Origin of the sequence: Prevotella sp. TF12-30 (genome assembly GCF_003436715.1) — a bacterium.
Classification (GTDB): domain Bacteria; phylum Bacteroidota; class Bacteroidia; order Bacteroidales; family Bacteroidaceae; genus Prevotella; species Prevotella copri_A.
Map to the genome: position 1 here is coordinate 103,483 of NZ_QSQJ01000004.1, position 17,716 is coordinate 121,198.

At 47.9% G+C, this 17,716-nt stretch carries 20 protein-coding genes; 7 read left to right on the plus strand and 13 right to left on the minus strand.

Annotated features, from left to right (window positions below):
* The first annotated feature begins 82 nt into the window (after nucleotides 1-82).
* The 4 genes from DXD25_RS02980 (at nucleotide 83) to DXD25_RS02990 (ending at nucleotide 2,812) form a co-directional block, all read left to right on the plus strand.
* Nucleotides 83-679 (plus strand): DNA-binding protein, encoded by a 597-nt coding sequence (locus tag DXD25_RS02980; RefSeq protein WP_117661732.1) that lies wholly within the window; start codon nucleotides 83-85, stop codon nucleotides 677-679.
* Nucleotides 680-983: 304 nt separating this feature from the next.
* On the plus strand, nucleotides 984-1,082 hold the full coding sequence (locus tag DXD25_RS16580; RefSeq protein WP_153089909.1) for a smalltalk protein: 99 nt from the start codon (nucleotides 984-986) through the stop codon (nucleotides 1,080-1,082).
* A gap of 72 nt (nucleotides 1,083-1,154) precedes the next feature.
* Nucleotides 1,155-1,589, plus strand: a complete 435-nt coding sequence (locus tag DXD25_RS02985) for an N-acetylmuramoyl-L-alanine amidase (RefSeq protein WP_117661733.1) — start codon at nucleotides 1,155-1,157, stop codon at nucleotides 1,587-1,589.
* A gap of 176 nt (nucleotides 1,590-1,765) precedes the next feature.
* Entirely contained in the window at nucleotides 1,766-2,812 is a 1,047-nt protein-coding gene (locus DXD25_RS02990) for a YhcG family protein (protein WP_117661734.1), read from the plus strand.
* Here the strand turns inward: DXD25_RS02990 and DXD25_RS17410 are convergent.
* From DXD25_RS17410 to DXD25_RS03005, 4 genes are read right to left on the minus strand one after another with little or no spacing between them, the layout of a single operon-like run.
* Nucleotides 2,805-2,933 carry a hypothetical protein gene (locus tag DXD25_RS17410; protein WP_255415677.1) on the minus strand — a complete coding sequence of 43 codons (129 nt, stop codon included), beginning with the start codon at nucleotides 2,931-2,933 and terminating at the stop codon, nucleotides 2,805-2,807. The genes DXD25_RS02990 and DXD25_RS17410 overlap by 8 nt on opposite strands.
* A gap of 12 nt (nucleotides 2,934-2,945) precedes the next feature.
* Nucleotides 2,946-3,164: a hypothetical protein gene (locus tag DXD25_RS02995; RefSeq protein ID WP_005939411.1), complete on the minus strand. Its 219-nt coding sequence runs from the start codon at nucleotides 3,162-3,164 to the stop codon at nucleotides 2,946-2,948.
* Nucleotides 3,161-3,649, minus strand: coding sequence for a DUF3990 domain-containing protein (locus DXD25_RS03000; RefSeq protein WP_117661735.1), 489 nt, complete (start codon nucleotides 3,647-3,649; stop codon nucleotides 3,161-3,163). Before DXD25_RS03000 ends, DXD25_RS02995 begins: the two co-directional genes overlap by 4 nt.
* The gene (locus DXD25_RS03005) at nucleotides 3,646-3,861 is read right to left on the minus strand and encodes a DUF3791 domain-containing protein (RefSeq protein WP_117661736.1); all 216 of its coding nucleotides are present in this window, start codon (nucleotides 3,859-3,861) and stop codon (nucleotides 3,646-3,648) included. Before DXD25_RS03005 ends, DXD25_RS03000 begins: the two co-directional genes overlap by 4 nt.
* A 389-nt stretch (nucleotides 3,862-4,250) precedes the next feature.
* On the opposite strand from DXD25_RS03005, the gene DXD25_RS03010 reads away from it, so the two are divergent.
* Nucleotides 4,251-4,793, plus strand: coding sequence for a hypothetical protein (locus DXD25_RS03010; RefSeq protein ID WP_117661737.1), 543 nt, complete (start codon nucleotides 4,251-4,253; stop codon nucleotides 4,791-4,793).
* A 112-nt stretch (nucleotides 4,794-4,905) separates the two neighbouring features.
* Nucleotides 4,906-6,594, plus strand: a complete 1,689-nt coding sequence (locus DXD25_RS03015; RefSeq protein WP_117661738.1) for a SulP family inorganic anion transporter — start codon at nucleotides 4,906-4,908, stop codon at nucleotides 6,592-6,594.
* A 240-nt stretch (nucleotides 6,595-6,834) separates the two neighbouring features.
* Here DXD25_RS03015 and DXD25_RS03020 read toward each other — a convergent pair whose 3' ends face one another.
* Genes DXD25_RS03020 through DXD25_RS03035 form a run of 4 tightly spaced genes read right to left on the minus strand, consistent with a single transcriptional unit; the run spans nucleotide 6,835 to nucleotide 11,176 of the window.
* Nucleotides 6,835-7,575 (minus strand): amino acid ABC transporter ATP-binding protein, encoded by a 741-nt coding sequence (locus DXD25_RS03020; protein WP_089542519.1) that lies wholly within the window; start codon nucleotides 7,573-7,575, stop codon nucleotides 6,835-6,837.
* Nucleotides 7,576-7,579: 4 nt separating this feature from the next.
* A complete protein-coding gene (locus DXD25_RS03025; protein WP_117661739.1) occupies nucleotides 7,580-9,133 on the minus strand; it encodes an ABC transporter substrate-binding protein/permease in 1,554 nt (517 codons plus the stop codon).
* Nucleotides 9,134-9,144: 11 nt separating this feature from the next.
* A complete protein-coding gene (locus DXD25_RS03030) occupies nucleotides 9,145-10,353 on the minus strand; it encodes an L-serine ammonia-lyase (RefSeq protein WP_089542517.1) in 1,209 nt (402 codons plus the stop codon).
* A 55-nt stretch (nucleotides 10,354-10,408) separates the two neighbouring features.
* On the minus strand, nucleotides 10,409-11,176 hold the full coding sequence (locus DXD25_RS03035; protein WP_117661740.1) for a peptidylprolyl isomerase: 768 nt from the start codon (nucleotides 11,174-11,176) through the stop codon (nucleotides 10,409-10,411).
* A gap of 191 nt (nucleotides 11,177-11,367) precedes the next feature.
* Here DXD25_RS03035 and DXD25_RS03040 point away from each other — a divergent pair, with 191 nt between their 5' ends.
* Nucleotides 11,368-12,303 (plus strand): hypothetical protein, encoded by a 936-nt coding sequence (locus tag DXD25_RS03040; protein WP_187360420.1) that lies wholly within the window; start codon nucleotides 11,368-11,370, stop codon nucleotides 12,301-12,303.
* A 62-nt stretch (nucleotides 12,304-12,365) separates the two neighbouring features.
* Here the strand turns inward: DXD25_RS03040 and DXD25_RS03045 are convergent, their stop codons facing one another.
* From DXD25_RS03045 to DXD25_RS03065, 5 genes are all read right to left on the minus strand, one after another.
* A complete protein-coding gene (locus DXD25_RS03045; protein ID WP_117661741.1) occupies nucleotides 12,366-13,478 on the minus strand; it encodes a UDP-N-acetyl glucosamine 2-epimerase in 1,113 nt (370 codons plus the stop codon).
* A gap of 11 nt (nucleotides 13,479-13,489) precedes the next feature.
* Nucleotides 13,490-14,443 (minus strand): SPFH domain-containing protein, encoded by a 954-nt coding sequence (locus DXD25_RS03050; protein WP_089542514.1) that lies wholly within the window; start codon nucleotides 14,441-14,443, stop codon nucleotides 13,490-13,492.
* A gap of 18 nt (nucleotides 14,444-14,461) precedes the next feature.
* Complete coding sequence (locus DXD25_RS03055; protein WP_117661742.1) at nucleotides 14,462-14,914, minus strand: NfeD family protein; 453 nt, start codon at nucleotides 14,912-14,914, stop codon at nucleotides 14,462-14,464.
* A gap of 4 nt (nucleotides 14,915-14,918) precedes the next feature.
* Nucleotides 14,919-15,818 (minus strand): M48 family metallopeptidase, encoded by a 900-nt coding sequence (locus DXD25_RS03060; protein ID WP_117661743.1) that lies wholly within the window; start codon nucleotides 15,816-15,818, stop codon nucleotides 14,919-14,921.
* Between the two features lie 187 nt (nucleotides 15,819-16,005).
* The gene (locus DXD25_RS03065; protein WP_117661744.1) at nucleotides 16,006-17,649 is read right to left on the minus strand and encodes a Gfo/Idh/MocA family protein; all 1,644 of its coding nucleotides are present in this window, start codon (nucleotides 17,647-17,649) and stop codon (nucleotides 16,006-16,008) included.
* Between the last annotated feature and the right edge of the window lie 67 nt (nucleotides 17,650-17,716).

The following is a 17,716-nucleotide window of genomic DNA, read 5'->3' on the forward strand; positions in this document are numbered from 1 at the left end:
GTATCTTTGCATTGTGATTCAGAAAGAACCACGGGCAATGCGCAGCGCCGATTAACTTTAATAATTTAACCATTTAAACGTTATGATCAGAATTGTCTTATACCAGAACACGAACCAGAAGATTGCCGAAGCTTACGGCAAATGGTTTCCACGAGTAGTATCCGATGAGACCATCGGACTCGAAGAGCTCGCCGCTCACATGGCTAGCCACAACACCCCTTACAGCAAGGGTGCCATCCTCGGCATGCTTACCGATGCAGCTGCCTGCACCAAGGAGTTGCTCCTCTTGGGTAAAAATGTAAAATTTGCCGACATCGCCATTTTCTCCCTCGGACTGAAGGTGAAGGGCGGTGCACCTACCAAGGAGAACTACAACGTAGGGAAGTACATTTTGGGACTGAAGTTGAGAGCCAGAGCCACTGGCGAGCTCAAGACCGAGAACCTTGACACCTCTATCAAGCTCATCAATCTGGCAGCTCCTGCAACGGAGAATCCAGTGAATCCAGGTAATCCGGATGATGCCGGCAAGGACAACCCATCAGGTGGTGGCAGCCAGACCACAGGTGGTGGAGGCAGCCAGACTGGTGGCGGTGGCAACACCGATAACACCCAACAGGGTGGCGGCGGAACCACGGATAGCGGTTCTACAGAAGAAGGCGGCGACAACGTAAATTTTTAGCCGAGAATCGTAAAATCTGAAAGAAGGGAGCCGTATGGCGTCAGGGGCATTCCGAGAGCATCAAGAGGCAGGAATCATCTGCAACAATCATCAAAAGCAAGCTCTGCACGGGTGCCTGGGTTATAGGGGTTCCTTCTTAGGATATCTCCCTGGTTATGAACTTTTTAGTTGAATCAAGTTTTAGTAAATCAAGTATTAGTAAATCAAGTATTAGTAAATCAAGTATTAGTAAATCAAGTATTAGTAAAGTCAATTTTTAGTAAATCAATTTTTAGTAAATCAATTTTTAGTAAATCATCAGACCATGAGAAAAGAAACCATCAAGAAGATCATCAATCTTATCATCACGGTACTTACCGCCATCGCTTCTGCCGTCTGCGTGCAGAGCTGCAAGGGATTGTAATGAATCCCGCATCAGTATTCAGAAATCGTTATTCAGAAATCGTTATTCAGTAATCATTAACAAGAGTTGCCTATGATCAAGAACAGAAAGATCAATTTAATCGTTATCCACTGCAGTGCCACCCGAGTCACCCAGGACTTCACGGTAGGCGAATTGGAGGCGTGTCATTTAGCCCGTGGTTTCCGTGACATCGGTTATCACTATTACATCACGAAGGACGGAGTGATTTATCCGTGCCGTCCGGAGTCGGAGCCTGGAGCACATGCCCGTCATTACAACGCCCACAGCATCGGCATCTGTTACGAGGGTGGTCTGGATGCCGAAGCCCGTCCTGCCGACACCCGCACACCGGCCCAGAAGGCTGCGATGAGAGAGCTTCTGAAGAGTCTCTGTACCGACTATCCTGAAGCCGAGATCATGGGTCATAGAGATCTCCCTGGTGTCCACAAGGAGTGTCCATGTTTCGATGTCAAGAAGTGGCTTTCCAGCATTCATTTCCACATATAATTTTCCGTACTCTTCTCTCTTTCCTCCCCCAATCTTATGTCCCCGCACATAAGGTTGGGGCTTTTTCGTATAAATCAAGAAAATGCAGCCATTTATGCGATTTTCTGCCATCAAGATTTGCCCATCTTCTACATTTTTATTAAATTTGCACGAAAAAGCATAAAATATACAGGAATATGAATGACAAGATAGCTAATATTGATGCTCATTTCATAGATGATATCAGAACCATCATCACAAAGGCAAGAAGCAAGGCGTATCAATCTATCAACGAAGCCTTGATACGCTCAAACTGGGAAATTGGCAAACGTATTGTTGAAGAAGAGCAACTTGGCAAGCAGCGTGCAGATTATGGAATACAGCTCATCAAGTCTATATCTCAGCAGTTGACAACTGAGTTCGGCTCCGGCTATGGTGTTCGTAACCTTGCCTATTTCAAGCAATTATACCAATATTTCCCTGATTGGGAGATTTTGCACGCGCGCGTGCAAAATCTTACTTGGACCCATCTGAAGAGTATTCTAAGAGTTACAGATGCAGGAGCTCGCCTATGGTATTTAAAGGAATCGTCAGAGCAAATGTGGAGCACAAGAACCCTCGACCGCAATGTTGCCTCACAATACTATTATCGTCTTCTGCAAACCAGCAATGAGCACAAAGAAGAGGTAGAGAACGAGATGAAAACCCTTACAAAAGGATACGCAGACTCACCAGCCATGTTCATCAAGTCGCCAATGGTGACAGAGTTCCTTGGCTTATCCCGAGACATGAGTTTCTCGGAAAGCGAACTGGAGAGTGCCATCATCACCCATCTTCAGAAGTTTCTGATGGATATGGGCAAAGGCTATGCCTTTGTAGAGCGCCAGCAGCACATCATCACCGATACCCAGGACTACTACATAGACCTGGTATTCTACAATTACCTGATGAAATGCTTCGTACTGATCGACCTGAAGACGACCAAGATCACCCATCAGGACGTTGGACAAATGGATATGTATGTAAGAATGTATGATGAGCTGAAACGCACGGAAGGCGACAACCCGACCATCGGCATACTGCTCTGTTCGGAAACCAGCCAGGACATTGCAAGATTTTCCATCCTGCACGACAGCAAGCAATTATTCGCTTCTAAATATCTCACCTATCTCCCTACAGAGCAACAGCTTAAGGAAGAGATAGAAAAACAGAAAGAGCTATTCAGACTACAACATATCAGATAAGGCAAAGCAGTCCAAACTCCTTGTTGTAGTCGCTGGACGTGCCTTCCTCATAACCATGATGGTCACGAAGATAGCTGACGAGTATTGTTTCGAGTTCTTTCTCTGATATGTCTGTTGGCATAACTTCTTCTGTTTAAAATTCTTTCTTCAGCTCATTGTATAAGTCAACTGGTCCCAAGTGCCAGTATTGGGTACTTTCGGTGGATAGCTTCTTATAGAGTTTTGAGCGATATATACGGTTGATTGCATCCGTAAGGCTTATGCCCTTGTCTTCTGAGAGCCAAGGGGCAAGCCATCCAATCTTTAATGGCAGCAACATATACAAGTTGTCTTGCGTTATTTTTGCATTCATAACTTTATAATTTTTGATTCCACAAATTTAATGGCTTGCAGCGACTTCTCCGTATGGAAAAGATACTGGTCAACCAATTTATATGTCTTTAATTCTTGAATGAGAGTAGGCATACTGATGATGCCGCCTTCATAGAGTGTGAACTGAGTATAAACGCTATCGTTTGCCACAGGACCATACACGATGTCGTAGTCGTGGGTGAACTCCCTCTCGGTACGGTTTTTCATTACGAAATTCACCCATTCCTCTGTTGGTTTCTCGAAGAAAAGTGACTTCATGTCATTTATTACTTCGTCATCCAACTCATAGACATTCACGTAACCAACAGATACTCCTTTATCTTTCATCCTTCGCTCTACCCATTTCTTAGCCTGTTCGTAAGAGGTTGTTGTGTAGAAGCCAGAGCCATAGTCAAGAGAACGGTTTGGCTGACGTATCTCTGGGTTTCTAACTTCCTCGATACTTCCATGATATACTTTGCTCATTTTCTTCTTTCGTTTATCATTTTGTCAATTTCTTCAACCAGCCACTGACCGCCTTGCGTATGGAGTACATCGTAGAACTCACAAAAATGCTCTGCTATGCCATATTGTTCAAACAAATTCACCACATCCTCAGTAGCCATATTCTTTGCCTTGGCATATTGCTCTATGCAGAACGATACAAACATGGCTCTAGCTTGCTGTTCCTTGTTCATTGTTGTTCTCCTTTCTGTGGCTCTGCCACTTTCTCCTCTAAAACTGCCTTTATGCGATTTAACTTCATATTTTTATTGCATTTTACCCTACAAAAATAATAATTTATTGCGATAATCTATCATAAATAGGCAAAATTTTAGCATTTTATAAGGTGATTTTAGTCGAAGATGCTACAAATCCCACTTTTTATGCTTATTTTTGAAACTTTATGGTTCTGTTTTTAGGTCTTGGCTTGAAAGCTATGAATCTGAGTAAATCCGTGAAATCTGTGGGAGATATGCGGAAGGGAGAAAGCATTAAAACTTGTAAAAAACGGGTATTATCTGAGTTTTTTGTTTTACCTTTGTACCTTCAATGACAGTTAGAGACAAAATAAACATTAAATAATATGGAAAATAAAAGCAAAAGAATAGAAGAGATCTTCAAACAGGATCTGAGTATGTACCTTACTGGCAGACAGCGTGTTGATGACCAGCTTCCGGATGCTCCAGACATCGAGGAACAGTGGGCTAAGATAGGCGAAAGCTATCTGCCTGATGCCATGCGCGAGTTCAGCAAATACCCTACCGTGGCTCTGGGATGGATTATGTTTGTAGGCATGGCCATCGCCAAATACTGGGACGAGGACTGGGAACTGTATGGCAAGGTAGATAATCTTTATGAATACCTCAGAGACCGCATTGATTTCGACCACATGGATGACTATATTCTCGACCAGGTTCTGCTGCTCGACGAGAACGAGCACAAGGCTACTTCTACCATCGTAGCAGAGTGTGCCGCTCGCACCTATACCCTGCTCATCCATCAGGGATATGAGCCTGGTACAGAGGCTGCTTTCCGTGGTTTCATTGCAGCTTTACATCAAATGTATCTGATGGGCGCAGCCATGGAACTGAAGAGACTGGGTTATCACATGACTCAGCTGCAGTAATTAAAAAACATTAAAAAAGATTTTGTTATATGAAATAATAGTTGTACCTTTGCACTCGATTTTCGGATAACGAAGCAAAAATCACATTAATTCATATAACAAAACTTTTTAAATGAAGGCAATAGCAATTAAGTCGAGTTTGTTTTCTTGCTTGAAGAGTTACAACAAGAAAACATTCATGTCTGACCTCATGGCAGGTATCATCGTTGGTATCGTAGCCCTGCCTCTGGCCATCGCATTCGGTATCGCTTCTGGCGTGACACCCGAGAAGGGTATCATCACAGCCATCGTAGCGGGTCTCATCATCTCCATCTTCGGCGGAAGCAAAGTGCAGATCGGCGGACCTACAGGAGCATTCATCGTCATCATCTACGGCATCATCCAGAAGTATGGATTCGAGGGATTGACCATCGCAACGCTGATGGCAGGTCTCTTCCTGGTGCTCTTCGGGCTGCTCCGACTCGGTACCATCATCAAGTACATCCCTTATCCTATCGTGGTAGGTTTCACCAGCGGTATCGCCGTAACCATCTTCACCACTCAGATCAAGGATCTCTTCGGTTTGACATTGGCTTCCAATCCTTCTGACTTCCTGGAGAAATGGGGTGTCTATTTCCAGAGTTTCGACACCATCGACCCTTGGTGTGCCCTCATCGGTGTGGTTAGCGTGGTGGTCATCGCCATCACTCCTAAGTTCAGCAAGAAGATTCCGGGATCGCTCATCGCCATCATCCTGATGACCGTTGTGGCGCTGTTGCTCAAGCAGTTTGCCGGCGTAGAGAGCATCGAGACCATCGGCGACCGTTTCTCTATCAGCAACGAGTTGCCTGCTGCCCAGGTTCCTGAGATGAACTGGGAGACCATCAAGAGTCTGGTATCTCCTGCCATCACCATCGCCATCCTCGGCGCCATCGAGAGTCTGCTCTCTGCTACCGTTGCCGACGGTGTCATCAGCGACCACCACGATTCTAATACAGAGTTGATTGCCCAGGGTCTGGCGAACATCGCTTCCCCACTCTTCGGCGGTATTCCGGCTACCGGTGCCATCGCCCGCACAATGACCAATATCAACAACGGCGGTAAGACTCCTGTCGCAGGTATCATCCACGCAGTGGTATTGTTGCTCATCTTCCTCTTCCTGATGCCACTCGCCAAGTATATTCCTATGGCTTGTCTGGCAGGTGTACTGGTTGTGGTTTCATACGGTATGAGCGGCTGGAGAAGTTTCCTGGCATTGATGAAGAATCCTAAGAGCGACGTTACCGTGCTCCTGATTACCTTCTTCCTCACCATCATCTTCGACCTGACCATCGCCATCGAGGTGGGATTGATTATCGCCTGTCTTCTCTTCATGAAGCGAATGAGCGAGACCACTGATGTTACGGCAGTTACTGAGGATGAGATTGATTTGAACAAGGAATATGATTTCCTCTCTACCAACCTGGAGCACTATACGATTCCTAAGGGCGTAGAGGTATATGAGATCAACGGTCCTTTCTTCTTCGGAGCAGGTAATAAATTTGAGGAAGTGATGGCAGCCTTCGGTGACCGTCCATTGGTTCGCGTCATCCGCATGCGTAAGGTTCCATTCGTGGATTCTACCGGTATCCACAACCTCACCAACCTCTGTGAGATGAGTCAGAAGGAGGATATTCAGGTAGTTCTCTCCGGTGTCTGCGAAAAGGTAAACGCCCAGTTGGAGAAGGCGGGCTTCTACAATATGCTCGGCAAGGAGAACATCACTGATCATATCAGCAAGGCGCTGAAGCGTGCTGAAGAGATCATTGAGGCTAAAAAATAACGAACTGTACGGTTGAAACGGGCTGAAAGCCCAAAAGCTCCTAGCCCAGGGCATCGCCCTAGGCTTTAGAACAGATACAAAAAAGTCGCCCTGAAAGGGCAAAAGCTTTCAATTTCAAAGCTTTTGCCCTTTCAGGGCGACTTTACTTTTTGCCAACATTACCCAGGGCGATGCCCTGGGCTAGGAGCTTCTGCCCTTTCAGGGCGTGTGGGGCTTACTTGCGAAACTAGAGGATAACTCCTACAGGACTTTACCCAGGAACTCCTGGAGTCTTGGAGACTTCGGATGATTGAAGACTTCTTCAGGGGTACCATCCTCCGTGATATAGCCATCACTGAAGAAGAGCACACGATTGGCAACTTCTCGGGCAAATCCCATTTCGTGGGTTACTACTACCATCGTCATGCCTTCAGCAGCCACATCCTTCATCAACTGCAATACTTCTCCTACCATCTCCGGGTCGAGCGCAGAGGTAGGTTCATCGAAAAGAAGAACCTCCGGATTCATTGCCAGGGCACGGACGATGGCTACACGCTGCTTCTGTCCGCCCGAAAGACTATCCGGGTAACTGTCTGCCTTGTCCAGCAATCCGATGCGGGAGAGAAGCTCTGTAGCCTTCTCATCCGCCTCTTCACGGGTCATCTTTCCCAACTCTACTGGTGCCAGCATGATATTGCGGCGGATGGTCATATTCGGGAAGAGATTAAACTGCTGGAACACCATACCCACCCGCTGACGCATCTTGTTGATATCTACATCCCAGGAGGTAAGGTCTATGCCATCGATCAGAATCTTTCCCTCCGTAGGTTCCTCCAAGAGATTGATGGAACGCAGGAAGGTACTCTTGCCACAGCCCGACGGGCCGATAATGGCTACCACTTCGCCCTGCTTGACGGAAGTGGTAATGCCTTTCAGGACTTCGTTGTCGCCGAAGCGCTTGCGAAGTCCTTCTATCTTGATTATCTCGTTCATTTTATCCATTCTATTATCTTTCGCTCTTTCTCAAACGCTTTTCCAACTTTCTCACTCCGGCATTCAGTCCGAGGACGATGATGAGATACAGACAGGCTACTACACCCAACGGCATCATTGCCTCGTAGGTGATGCTGCGGATGATATCGGAACCCTTGGTAAGATCCACGAGACCGATGTAACCGCTGATGGAAGTCTCCTTGAGCAGGGTGATGAGCTCATTACCCATCGCCGGCAGCACATTCTTGAAGGCTTGTGGCAGGATGATGAGTCGCATGGTCTTGCCATAAGAAAGACCGAGACTTCTACCCGCTTCCATCTGTCCCTCATCTACCGACATAATACCCGAACGGATGACCTCGGCAATATATGCCGCAGAGTTCAAACCGAAGGCTATGACGGCTACCAGGATCTTGTTGACATCGGCTGAGGCGAAGACCACATAATAGATGATGAGCAACTGCACCATGGTAGGGGTGCCACGCATGACGGTGAGATACAACTGGCAGAGCATATTCGGAATGCGCCAACCACCCCGACGTTCGTGACGGGCACGGACAATGGCTATCAGCGTACCGAGAATCACGGAAAGGATGATGGCGAAGAAGGTGATGATGAGCGTATTGCCCAATCCCTGCAGGAGATACTCATAGCGGTTGTCATCGATGAAGCAAGACTTGAACTTATCCAGAATTCCATGCTGTGCACCAGCTACTTCTGCATTTCCGGAATTTACCATGATGACCTGTCGCACATCGGCGTAGGAATCGGTGAACCCGATGTTCTTCTCCCGCTCGGGGGTGATGGTAATACCGGCGATACCGGCATCAGCCTTGCCTGCCTGTACGGAAGTGATGATGGCATCAAACTCCATATCAAGAATCTCGACATCCACGCCCATCACATCGCCAATGGCATTCGCCACATCTACATCGATACCCACAATCTTACCATCCTGGTAGTACTCGAATGGTTCGAAGGTGGCATTGGTGGCAAAGCGGAGACTCTTCTTCAGTCCGAGCTTCAGCAGCGCTTCCGGTCCTACCTTCTTCACATCCGGAGTCTTAGGCGTATAAGCCACGGCAATGCCCCGTTCCAGATGGCGGTTGACGATGGAATCGATGACGCCATTCGCCTTCAGGATACGGATGGCTTGATTGATGGACTGCTGCAACTCGGCATGATCCTTTGCCACACAGATGGCGAAAGAGGAGGCATCGAAGGTTTCCGGCAGAATGCGGAGAGAAGGATTCACCCGCTGGAATGCCTTGGCTGGTGCCTCATCGGTCACCATACAGTCGATCTTACCCTGGAGGAGCGCCTGAATGGCATCGGCTCCCTTGTTGTATCGTTCTACCTTGGTGCCATCTCCTTTCTTTTCCAACTCTGTGGCAAGTCCGTCGCTGGTGGTACCTAACTGTACGCCGATAACGGCGCCCTGCAAATCAGCCTTCGCCTTCAACTGCTTTCGGGTTTCGGAAGAATCCGAGCCGCAGGAAGACAGGAGAAGACAGACTGCTATTACTAAAGTACTTAAACTAAATTGTTTTAATCTGTTATAAATCATCTAATTAATCATTATTCTCCTTTAAAGCCTTTTGCCAAACCGCCCTCGCTGGTTTCCTTATAGAGCGAAGGGAGATCGTGACCGGTCTGTCGCATTACCTCTACTACTCTATCGAATGATACGCTGTGATGACCATCCGAGAAGGAAGCGTAGAGATCAGCATCCAGAGCACGGGCAGCCGCAAAGGCATTGCGCTCGATGCAAGGAATCTGTACCAATCCGCAAACCGGGTCGCAGGTCATACCCAGGTGATGCTCCAATCCCATTTCGGCAGCATACTCTACCTGGGCAGGACTACCGCCGAAGAGTTGGCATGCCGCAGCTGAAGCCATCGCACAAGCTACACCTACCTCACCCTGGCAACCCACATCAGCACCACTGATAGAAGCATTGTGCTTGACGATGTTACCCACCAGTCCGGCAGTAGCCAAAGCACGGAGGATGCGCTCCTCGCTCATTTCATGAGCGGTATGCATGTGATAGAGTACGGCAGGAAGTACACCACAGGCACCACAGGTAGGAGCCGTAACGATGGTACCGCCCGATGCATTCTCCTCACTCACCGCCAGTGCATAGGAATAAATCAGTCCGCGGCTCTGCAAGGAAGCACGATAGCCCTTTGCCTTGATATGATAGACAGCAGCCTTGCGCTGAAGTTTCAGCGGTCCAGGCAAGACACCCTCATGACTGAGACCATTGTGGATAGACTGCTTCATGGTATCCCAGACCTTACGGAGATAATCCCAGATATCCTTATCCTCGCATTTCTCCACGTATTCCCAGAAAGAGCGGCCGTTGTCGTAGCACCATTTCTGGATTTCCGCCATCGTCTTCAGGTCATAGACATCTTCAGCGCCCAACTCCGACTGTCCATCAGAACCATCCGAGATGGCACCGCCACCGATACTATAAACAATCCACTCATCAATCACGTCGCCATTCAGGTCCTTGCCCACAAACTTCATTCCGTTAGGATGGAAAGGCAGGAAGACCTGAGGCTTCCAGATGATATGAACAATATGCTTCTTGAGCACTTCCTCGATAGCCACATCGGTCATGTGACCCTTGCCGGTAGCAGCCAGGGCACCATACAATGTAACTTCGTAGGACGAAGCATTAGCACAACGCTCCAGGAAGAGCTTAGCTGCGCGCTGAGGTCCCATCGTATGACTGCTCGATGGTCCCTTGCCAATTCGGTATAACTCCTTTAAAGATTTCATTTTTCCCGTATTATAATGTTATTGTTTTCATTTCAGGTATTTTCCCCTTGCTGGTCTATTTCACCTGGGTGGCTCTGGTGATGACGATGTCTTCCAGCGGGCGGTCATTGTTGTCCTTGTTGGTAGCCACATTCTGGATCTTATCTACCACATCCATACCTTCCAGCACCTCGCCGAACACGGTATATCCATTGTCCAGATGAGGCACTCCACCATGCTTGATGTAACCCTGCTGCAACTGCTCGGATGGCAGAGCGTAGGATTTCGCACCCTCTCTCTTCTCCTTCTCTACATAGTATTCCATCTGTCGGGGCGAGAAGTTTCTGCCCCAGGTGATATAGAAATCGGTAGAGGCTGATGCCTTGGTTGGATTCTCATCATCCCCCTCACGGGCTGCACAGAGCTGACCGCGCTTGTGGTAATATTTAGGATAGATGATTTCGGCTGGTACCGTATAGTTGACATCAAACTTCTCCACCTTTCCAGGAGTTACCTTGCGACAGGAATAATCACCGCCCTGGATCATGAAGTTCTTGATGACACGCTGAAAGATACAGCCGTTGTAATATCCGCTGTTCACGAGCTTGAGGAAGTTGTCGCGGTGATGCGGAGTATCGTTATAAAGAGCCACACGGATATTGCCCATCGTGGTTTCCAGCAGTACCTCGTGGCAGGTGGTATCACGAGGGGTCTCCCAAGGGAGCAACTCATTGTCGAATGCCGGACGGGCAGTCTGCTGAGTTGGCTGAGTCTGTTCCTGCGCCATTGCCTGAGGAGCAAAAACAGCCAGCAAGAGGGCAGATATCGTTATTATCTTTTTCATTTTCTTAATACTTAAATCTGTTTTTTATGTTATTGATTGCAAAGATAATGATTTTATTCTAAAAAGTTATGCTTTTCTCAAACTTTCTTTATATCTTTGCGTGCAAAATGACAGAAACGGGCAAAATGATGCTCGAAAATTGGTGAATAACATAAAAAGCTTCGAAAATGAGGCTACATAAACGATTTGATATGATGACAACAAAAAGATTATATCTTCTTCTCCTGGGCTTCGCACTGATAGGAATGAAAGCCCAGGCACAGCACGTGAGCTTCGGACCTCTGCACAGTCAGGATAGTCCGAGGGAAGACTGGCTGTTGCCAGGCGATACGGTATATCAGGACGGGAAAACCGTAGTATATGGAGGCAAACCCGTAAAAAACACCTATACCCCTATCCGGCATATCGATTCCAACAACGACGAACTCTACAAGATGGGCAGTTATCTGAAGAATCCTCAGGATAGTGATTATTATAACAATCCGATCTCCAATCTGGTCAATTCTGGAGGATTGGGAAACAGCTATGACTATTGGGGAAATGACTGGGGCAAATATGGCTGGAACCGATATGGCTGGGGACTCCATAAGGGACTGAACCTCTCGGTAGATCTTTCCGTCTTCGCCACTTTCGGCAAGCATGCGCCACACTGGGGCGGTTTTACCCAGACCATCAATGCCACGTATCTCACGCCGCTCACCAAGGACAACAAGCTGTGGATGGCTTTGGGTACCTATCTCAACAACATCAATTACGGAGGCGACAATTTCCGGGATGGTGGTGTGTATGGCATTCTGGGCTATCAGTTTGATGAGCACTGGGAGGCATACGTATATGGACAGGTAAGTGTTGCCAACAACTACAATTCCATCTACAACCGTTATGCCGGATATGGTCCTTACGGATATGGCAGATATGGTATGTATCCCGGCATCTGGGGAATGGGCGTGATGCCTGGAGGATATGGTATGGGAGCTGCCGGTGCCAATGTATTAGGTGCCGGGGTAAGATACACCAACAAGAACTTCTCCATCGGAGTAAGCGTAGAAGGAAACTGGTATAACACCCCAAAGACTCCTACCTATTACAAACAGTATGATTATCCGGTTTCGGAACCGCTTAAGTGATAAACAATAAAGCCAGCGATTTTTCGGTCGCTGGCTTTATTATTTATTGTATTGAGTAGTGATTATCCACAGATAATCTGAACGATGCGTTCTGCAGACCGTCCATCCCATCTATCAGGAATACCACCCTTCTTCCATTCACCCTTCACAATCTTCTCCATAGCCTGCTGAAGCTTCTCCGGATTTTCAGCAACGAGCTCGTTGGTTCCTACGGTTACCGTTTCCTGATGCTCGGTATAGCTATTCAGGGTGATGCATGGCACACCATTGAAGGTAGCCTCTTCTGCCACATTACCCGAATCGGTGATTACACCCATGGCGTGGGCTGAGAGATAAGAGAAATCGAGATAACCCTGAGGCTGCACAACCATGATACCCGACTGATGGTCAGCCACATCCTGGTAAGCCTTGAAGGCAAGCACGAATCCCAATGCCTTGCCACGCAAAGGAGCCAGAACCTTGATGCCTGCCTGGCGAGCCACACTGTCGATCGTTGAGATCAAGGTCTTCATCTCATCGATATTGTTGACGATGGCCTTGCGGTTCAAGGTAAGCACCATATACTTGCCATCCTCCAGATGCTGCTCGTCCATCACCTGAGGGCGCTTCATGCGCTGCTGCAGGAATCGGATGTTATCAATGAGTACATTACCCACCATATAGACCTTAGAGAGTTCGGCACCCTCCTTGTTGGCGATACTGTTGTTGGAGATACCTGCGGTGAAGAGAATATCAGAGAGTCCGTCGATTACCAGACGATTGATTTCCTTCGGCATCGTGATATCGAAGCTACGGGTACCTGCTGCGATGTGAGCCAACTGAACGCCCTGCTTCTTGGTGACGATAGCCACAGCCATGGTAGAAGCCAGATCATCCACCACAATCACCACATCCGTAGGATTCTGCTGGAGATAGCGCTCAAACTGAGCCATCACCATACCGGTCAGCTCATTCATATTCTCACATTCCACGCCCAGATAAACATCCGGCTTGCGGATACCCAAGTCAGAGAAAAGAGAATCTTCAAGGGTCTCATCGTCTTCGCGACCGGTATAGACCAGCTTGCACTCCATCTCCCCGCCCGCATTCCGGGCATTCTCTATCGCTCTCATCACAGGAGCCACCTTGATGAAGTTAGGTCTCGCTCCAGCAACAATACAAATTTTCTTACTCATATTTTTTTAGTTTACTTACTGTTAAACAAATCCTTGATGCCACCGATGGATCCCAGGAGGTTGGTAGCCTCGTATGGCAGATAAACCACCTTATTATCCTTACCCTGAGCCACTTCCTGCATCATGGTAATGTATTTCTGTGCCAGCAGATAGTTGGCAGGATTGGTACTCTGTCCTACGGCTTCGGTAATCTTCTGGATGGCGATGGCCTCAGCCTCAGCCTTGCGGATGCGGGCGGTAGCCTCACCTTCAGCTCTCAGGATAGCCTGCTGCTTGGCAGCCTCAGCCTTGTTGACAATCGCCGCCTTTTCACCTTCGGAGAGCAGACGCTGTTTCTCCTTCTCACCTTCTGAAGTAAGGATGGTAGCTCGCTTGTTACGCTCTGCCTGCATCTGCTTCTCCATCGCCTGGAGCACACTCTCAGGAGGAGTGATATCCTGCAACTCTACACGGTTTACCTTGATTCCCCACTTGTTGGTGGCATCGTCGAGCACCGCACGGAGCTTGGTGTTGATGGTGTCACGGGAGGTAAGTGTCTGGTCGAGTTCCATCTCACCGATGATGTTACGCAGGGTAGTCTGAGTCAACTTCTCTATCGCATTAGGCAGATTGTTGATTTCATAAACACTCTTGAAAGGATCTACAATCTGGAAATAAAGCAGTGCATTGATCTGCATCTGAATATTATCCTTGGTAATCACATTCTGACGGTCGAAATCATAAACCTGTTCACGAAGGTCGATGCTGCTGGTATAAGTATAGCTTCCTCTACGCATCGCCACGATGGTCTTGGCCTGGTCGATGAAAGGAATGATAATGTTGATACCTGGCTTCAGGGTAGCATAATAGCGACCCAACCGCTCGATGATTCTGGTCTCACTCTGAGGAATGATCACGATGGTTTTCTTTACCACTACCAGTGCAAGCAGCACTAGAGCAATCAATACATAAAGTCCTATTTCCATGATGTTTATAATTAAAAGTTAATACTTCTCTACCTGGAGAATGATAGACTGGTGACCCATCACTCTTACACGGGTGCCCTTGGCAATATCACCAGCAGCGCCCGAAGCTTCAGCCTTCCAGTCATCACCATCGAGCTTCACTCTTCCATACCCACCGGCAACGATGGTTTCACTCACCTCGCCTATCTGTCCGGCAAGGGCATCGGAATTACTCTTCCGATGATCGGCTCCCCTATGGATAGCCTTTACCAGATGCGGACGGATCAACAGGATACTGAGTACGGAACATACCGCCCAGACCACTACCTGCAACCAGAACGGAGCATCCATCACAGCCACAGGTATGCTGATGAGCGCACCGATGGCAAAACAAGTCACGTAGAAGTCGCCGGAAGACAACTCCAGGATGAGGCAGATGAACATAATGACAGTCCAAAACAGCCAGAGGTTTTGAGAGATATATTCCATCATATCGTTATTTTTTAGTTGATTTCTTCATCAGCGAGCTAGCCTTGATGGTCTTGACGCCCGTTTTGGTTGTGGTAGTAACGGAAGTCTTTCCCTGAGGCTTGTAATACTTCAGCGCAGTAGGCATCGCCGCCTTCAAGGCAGCAATACGCTTGGCATCGGAAGGGTGATCGCTGAAAATATCACTCTTGCCCTGATTGCCCGAAGCCTCAGCCATACGTTCCCAGAAAGGTATCGCCTGCTGGGGATCGTAGCCTGCCATCGCAGCAAAGATCAAGCCCATATAGTCGGCTTCTGTTTCGTTTTCACGCGAATACTTCAGATTGCGGAAGGAGAAGTACTGTCCGGCTACGGCACCCGCCAGATCTCCGACTCCATTACCTACTGCCTGATTCAGCACACCGCTCAGGATGCTGGTACCTACCTGCTGGTTCTGAGCCTTGGAAAGCTGCTCGGCACTGTGCTTAGCCACGGCGTGTGCGATCTCATGACCCAGTACGATGGCAAGCGAATTATCGCTGGAAGCCACTGGGAGCAAGCCTTCATATACCACAATCTTTCCGCCAGGCATGCAGAAGGCATTCACACTGTTGTCCTGAACGAGGTTGAATTCCCAGGAATAGTTCTGCAGATCATTGGCGTATCCGTTCTCCTTGAGATAAGTTTCCACGGCAGCAGCCAGTCGCTTTCCTACTCTTACCACCTGCGCAGTCTTCGCTGCATTGGTAGATTTCTTCGCCGAAGCCATGTACTTGGTATATTCCTGATTAGACAAGCTCAACACCTGTGCATCTGAAACAGAGATGCGATGGGTGCGTCCCGTAAGAGGCACCTTCTGCGTTGTACCGCAAGATGCAAGCATCATAGCAGCCAACATGCTAAAAACTAAAACCTTAATCCGTTTCATTTTCTATCTTCTCTTAAGTTATATATTCTATTTGCAAGAAATAGTTATCTTATGATTTGCAAATATACATCAAATACACGAAACAACCAAGTTTTTCCGAGAATTTAACAAAAAAAATAATCCCGGCTCCGAGATTCATCGTTAGAATCTCAGAACCGGGATTGATTTTTTTTATGGGGAGTTGATTTTACTTCTTAGCATTCATTGCCTTCTTGGCAGCAGCTACAGCCTTGTTGTACTTAGCAGTAGCCGACTTCAAAGCCTTGGCATTGTTAGCCTTCTTGGCAGCAGCTACAGCATCATAAAGATTCCACAACTTGAACTTAGCAGTAGCCTCCTTCTGTGACTTGGTATAAGCAGCAGCGACAGCCTCTGTAGCAGCCTCAGCCTCAGGAGAAGCATACTGATGCTTGTAGCCATCCTGCTTGTTCCAGAAACCACGGGTGAAATCTGGGAAGGTAACAGCAGCACAGTTGTTGTCCATAGAAAGCGCACCCAACTCAGCCAAAGAGCACCACTCAGCCAAATCATAAACGTCCATATCCAATGGCAAGCCATTCTGCAAGCAGTAAACCAGACGAGAGTCCATGATGAAGTCCATACCACCGTGACCCATCTGACGGCCCAGTTCACCATACTTCTTCAAGATAGGGTGATAATACTTCTTGATCAAAGCTTCCTTCTGCTCCTTGTTCATGAAACCATGAGCATTGAGGTTATCCATCTGAGGAGCACCTGTACCCTTGAGCGCCTCGCCAGAGAGTGCAAACTCCTCTGTAGGATACTTGGTAGCGTAACCCTTGGTACCAGTGAGCTTGAACAAGCGGTTGTATGGCTGAGGAGTCATCACGTTGTGCTGGATCTCCACCACCTTACCCTTGGCTGTACGCATCAAGGTAGTAGTATGGTCACCATTGCGGAACTCCTTGCACTCCTTGCCGCTCTTGTTCTTCACCCAGTCCTTGCCCACGAAAGACTCTGTATCCATGGCAACGAGCGTTGTGAAACGGTCGCCACGGTGAATATTCAGGCACTGAGCAACAGGACCCAAGCCGTGAGTAGGATAAACATCACCACGGTTCTCCATGTTATACTTCATACGCCAGTGGAGGTTGTCCTTGTCATTGTCAGCTGGATCCTTCCAGTAAGCATCCCAGAAGTCCTCGAGACAGTGGATATAAGCACCCTCAGCACGGATGATGTCACCGAAAACGCCATCCTGAGCCATAGCCAGCGCATTCATCTCATAGTAGTCGTAGCAGCAGTTCTCCAAGATGAAGCAATGCTTGCGAGTCTGCTCGCTCAAGTTGATCAGGCTCCAGCACTGATCCAGATTCATAGCACTAGGAACCTCGATGGCTGTATGCTTGCCATTCTCCATCGCAAACTTGGCAACTGGGAAATGGTGATTCCAATCGGCTGCGATATAAACCAGGTCGATGTCAGAACGCTTGCACAAAGCCTCATAGCCCTTCTCGCCGCTATAGATGTCAGCAGGCTTCAAGCCCTGCTTGCGCAAGTACTCCTGTGATTTCTCTGCACGAGCCTCCTCGTAATCGCACAAGGCAACGATCTCTACACCCGGAATGTGGCAGAAACGCATTACTGCCCAAGGACCACGCATACCGAGACCGACAAAGCCAACACGTACTGTCTTCAACTTAGGAGCCGTCAATCCCAAAACATTCTGCTGTCCTGCAGGACGTTCTGGTGTCTCCACAACGATTGTACCCTTGTCCCAATGCCACTTGGTGCCTGGAGACAAAGACTGAGCGCTAGCCGACAAAGAAAATGCCGCCAAGGCTGCCATCAAAAAACTCTTAATTTTCATCCCTAAAGTTAGCAACACTTAAAGTTAGTAATATTAATTAATAGGTTCTGATCAACATCTAGGTTTC

Bases quoted from the DNA above. Each gene is read 5' to 3' on its own strand.
- DXD25_RS03020 (WP_089542519.1), bottom strand. From the start codon at position 7,575: ATGGATAAAATGAACGAGATAATCAAGATAGAAGGACTTCGCAAGCGC.
- DXD25_RS03010 (WP_117661737.1), top strand. From the start codon at position 4,251: ATGGAAAATAAAAGCAAAAGAATAGAAGAGATCTTCAAACAGGATCTG.
- DXD25_RS03035 (WP_117661740.1), bottom strand. From the start codon at position 11,176: ATGAAAAAGATAATAACGATATCTGCCCTCTTGCTGGCTGTTTTTGCT.
- DXD25_RS02985 (WP_117661733.1), top strand. From the start codon at position 1,155: ATGATCAAGAACAGAAAGATCAATTTAATCGTTATCCACTGCAGTGCC.
- DXD25_RS02995 (WP_005939411.1), bottom strand. From the start codon at position 3,164: ATGAATGCAAAAATAACGCAAGACAACTTGTATATGTTGCTGCCATTA.
- DXD25_RS03055 (WP_117661742.1), bottom strand. From the start codon at position 14,914: ATGATGGAATATATCTCTCAAAACCTCTGGCTGTTTTGGACTGTCATT.
- DXD25_RS02980 (WP_117661732.1), top strand. From the start codon at position 83: ATGATCAGAATTGTCTTATACCAGAACACGAACCAGAAGATTGCCGAA.
- DXD25_RS03025 (WP_117661739.1), bottom strand. From the start codon at position 9,133: ATGATTTATAACAGATTAAAACAATTTAGTTTAAGTACTTTAGTAATA.
- DXD25_RS17410 (WP_255415677.1), bottom strand. From the start codon at position 2,933: ATGCCAACAGACATATCAGAGAAAGAACTCGAAACAATACTCGTCAGC.
- DXD25_RS16580 (WP_153089909.1), top strand. From the start codon at position 984: ATGAGAAAAGAAACCATCAAGAAGATCATCAATCTTATCATCACGGTA.
- DXD25_RS03045 (WP_117661741.1), bottom strand. From the start codon at position 13,478: ATGAGTAAGAAAATTTGTATTGTTGCTGGAGCGAGACCTAACTTCATC.
- DXD25_RS02990 (WP_117661734.1), top strand. From the start codon at position 1,766: ATGAATGACAAGATAGCTAATATTGATGCTCATTTCATAGATGATATC.
- DXD25_RS03005 (WP_117661736.1), bottom strand. From the start codon at position 3,861: ATGAACAAGGAACAGCAAGCTAGAGCCATGTTTGTATCGTTCTGCATA.
- DXD25_RS03015 (WP_117661738.1), top strand. From the start codon at position 4,906: ATGAAGGCAATAGCAATTAAGTCGAGTTTGTTTTCTTGCTTGAAGAGT.
- DXD25_RS03060 (WP_117661743.1), bottom strand. From the start codon at position 15,818: ATGAAACGGATTAAGGTTTTAGTTTTTAGCATGTTGGCTGCTATGATG.
- DXD25_RS03000 (WP_117661735.1), bottom strand. From the start codon at position 3,649: ATGAGCAAAGTATATCATGGAAGTATCGAGGAAGTTAGAAACCCAGAG.
- DXD25_RS03040 (WP_187360420.1), top strand. From the start codon at position 11,368: ATGATGACAACAAAAAGATTATATCTTCTTCTCCTGGGCTTCGCACTG.
- DXD25_RS03050 (WP_089542514.1), bottom strand. From the start codon at position 14,443: ATGGAAATAGGACTTTATGTATTGATTGCTCTAGTGCTGCTTGCACTG.
- DXD25_RS03065 (WP_117661744.1), bottom strand. From the start codon at position 17,649: ATGAAAATTAAGAGTTTTTTGATGGCAGCCTTGGCGGCATTTTCTTTG.
- DXD25_RS03030 (WP_089542517.1), bottom strand. From the start codon at position 10,353: ATGAAATCTTTAAAGGAGTTATACCGAATTGGCAAGGGACCATCGAGC.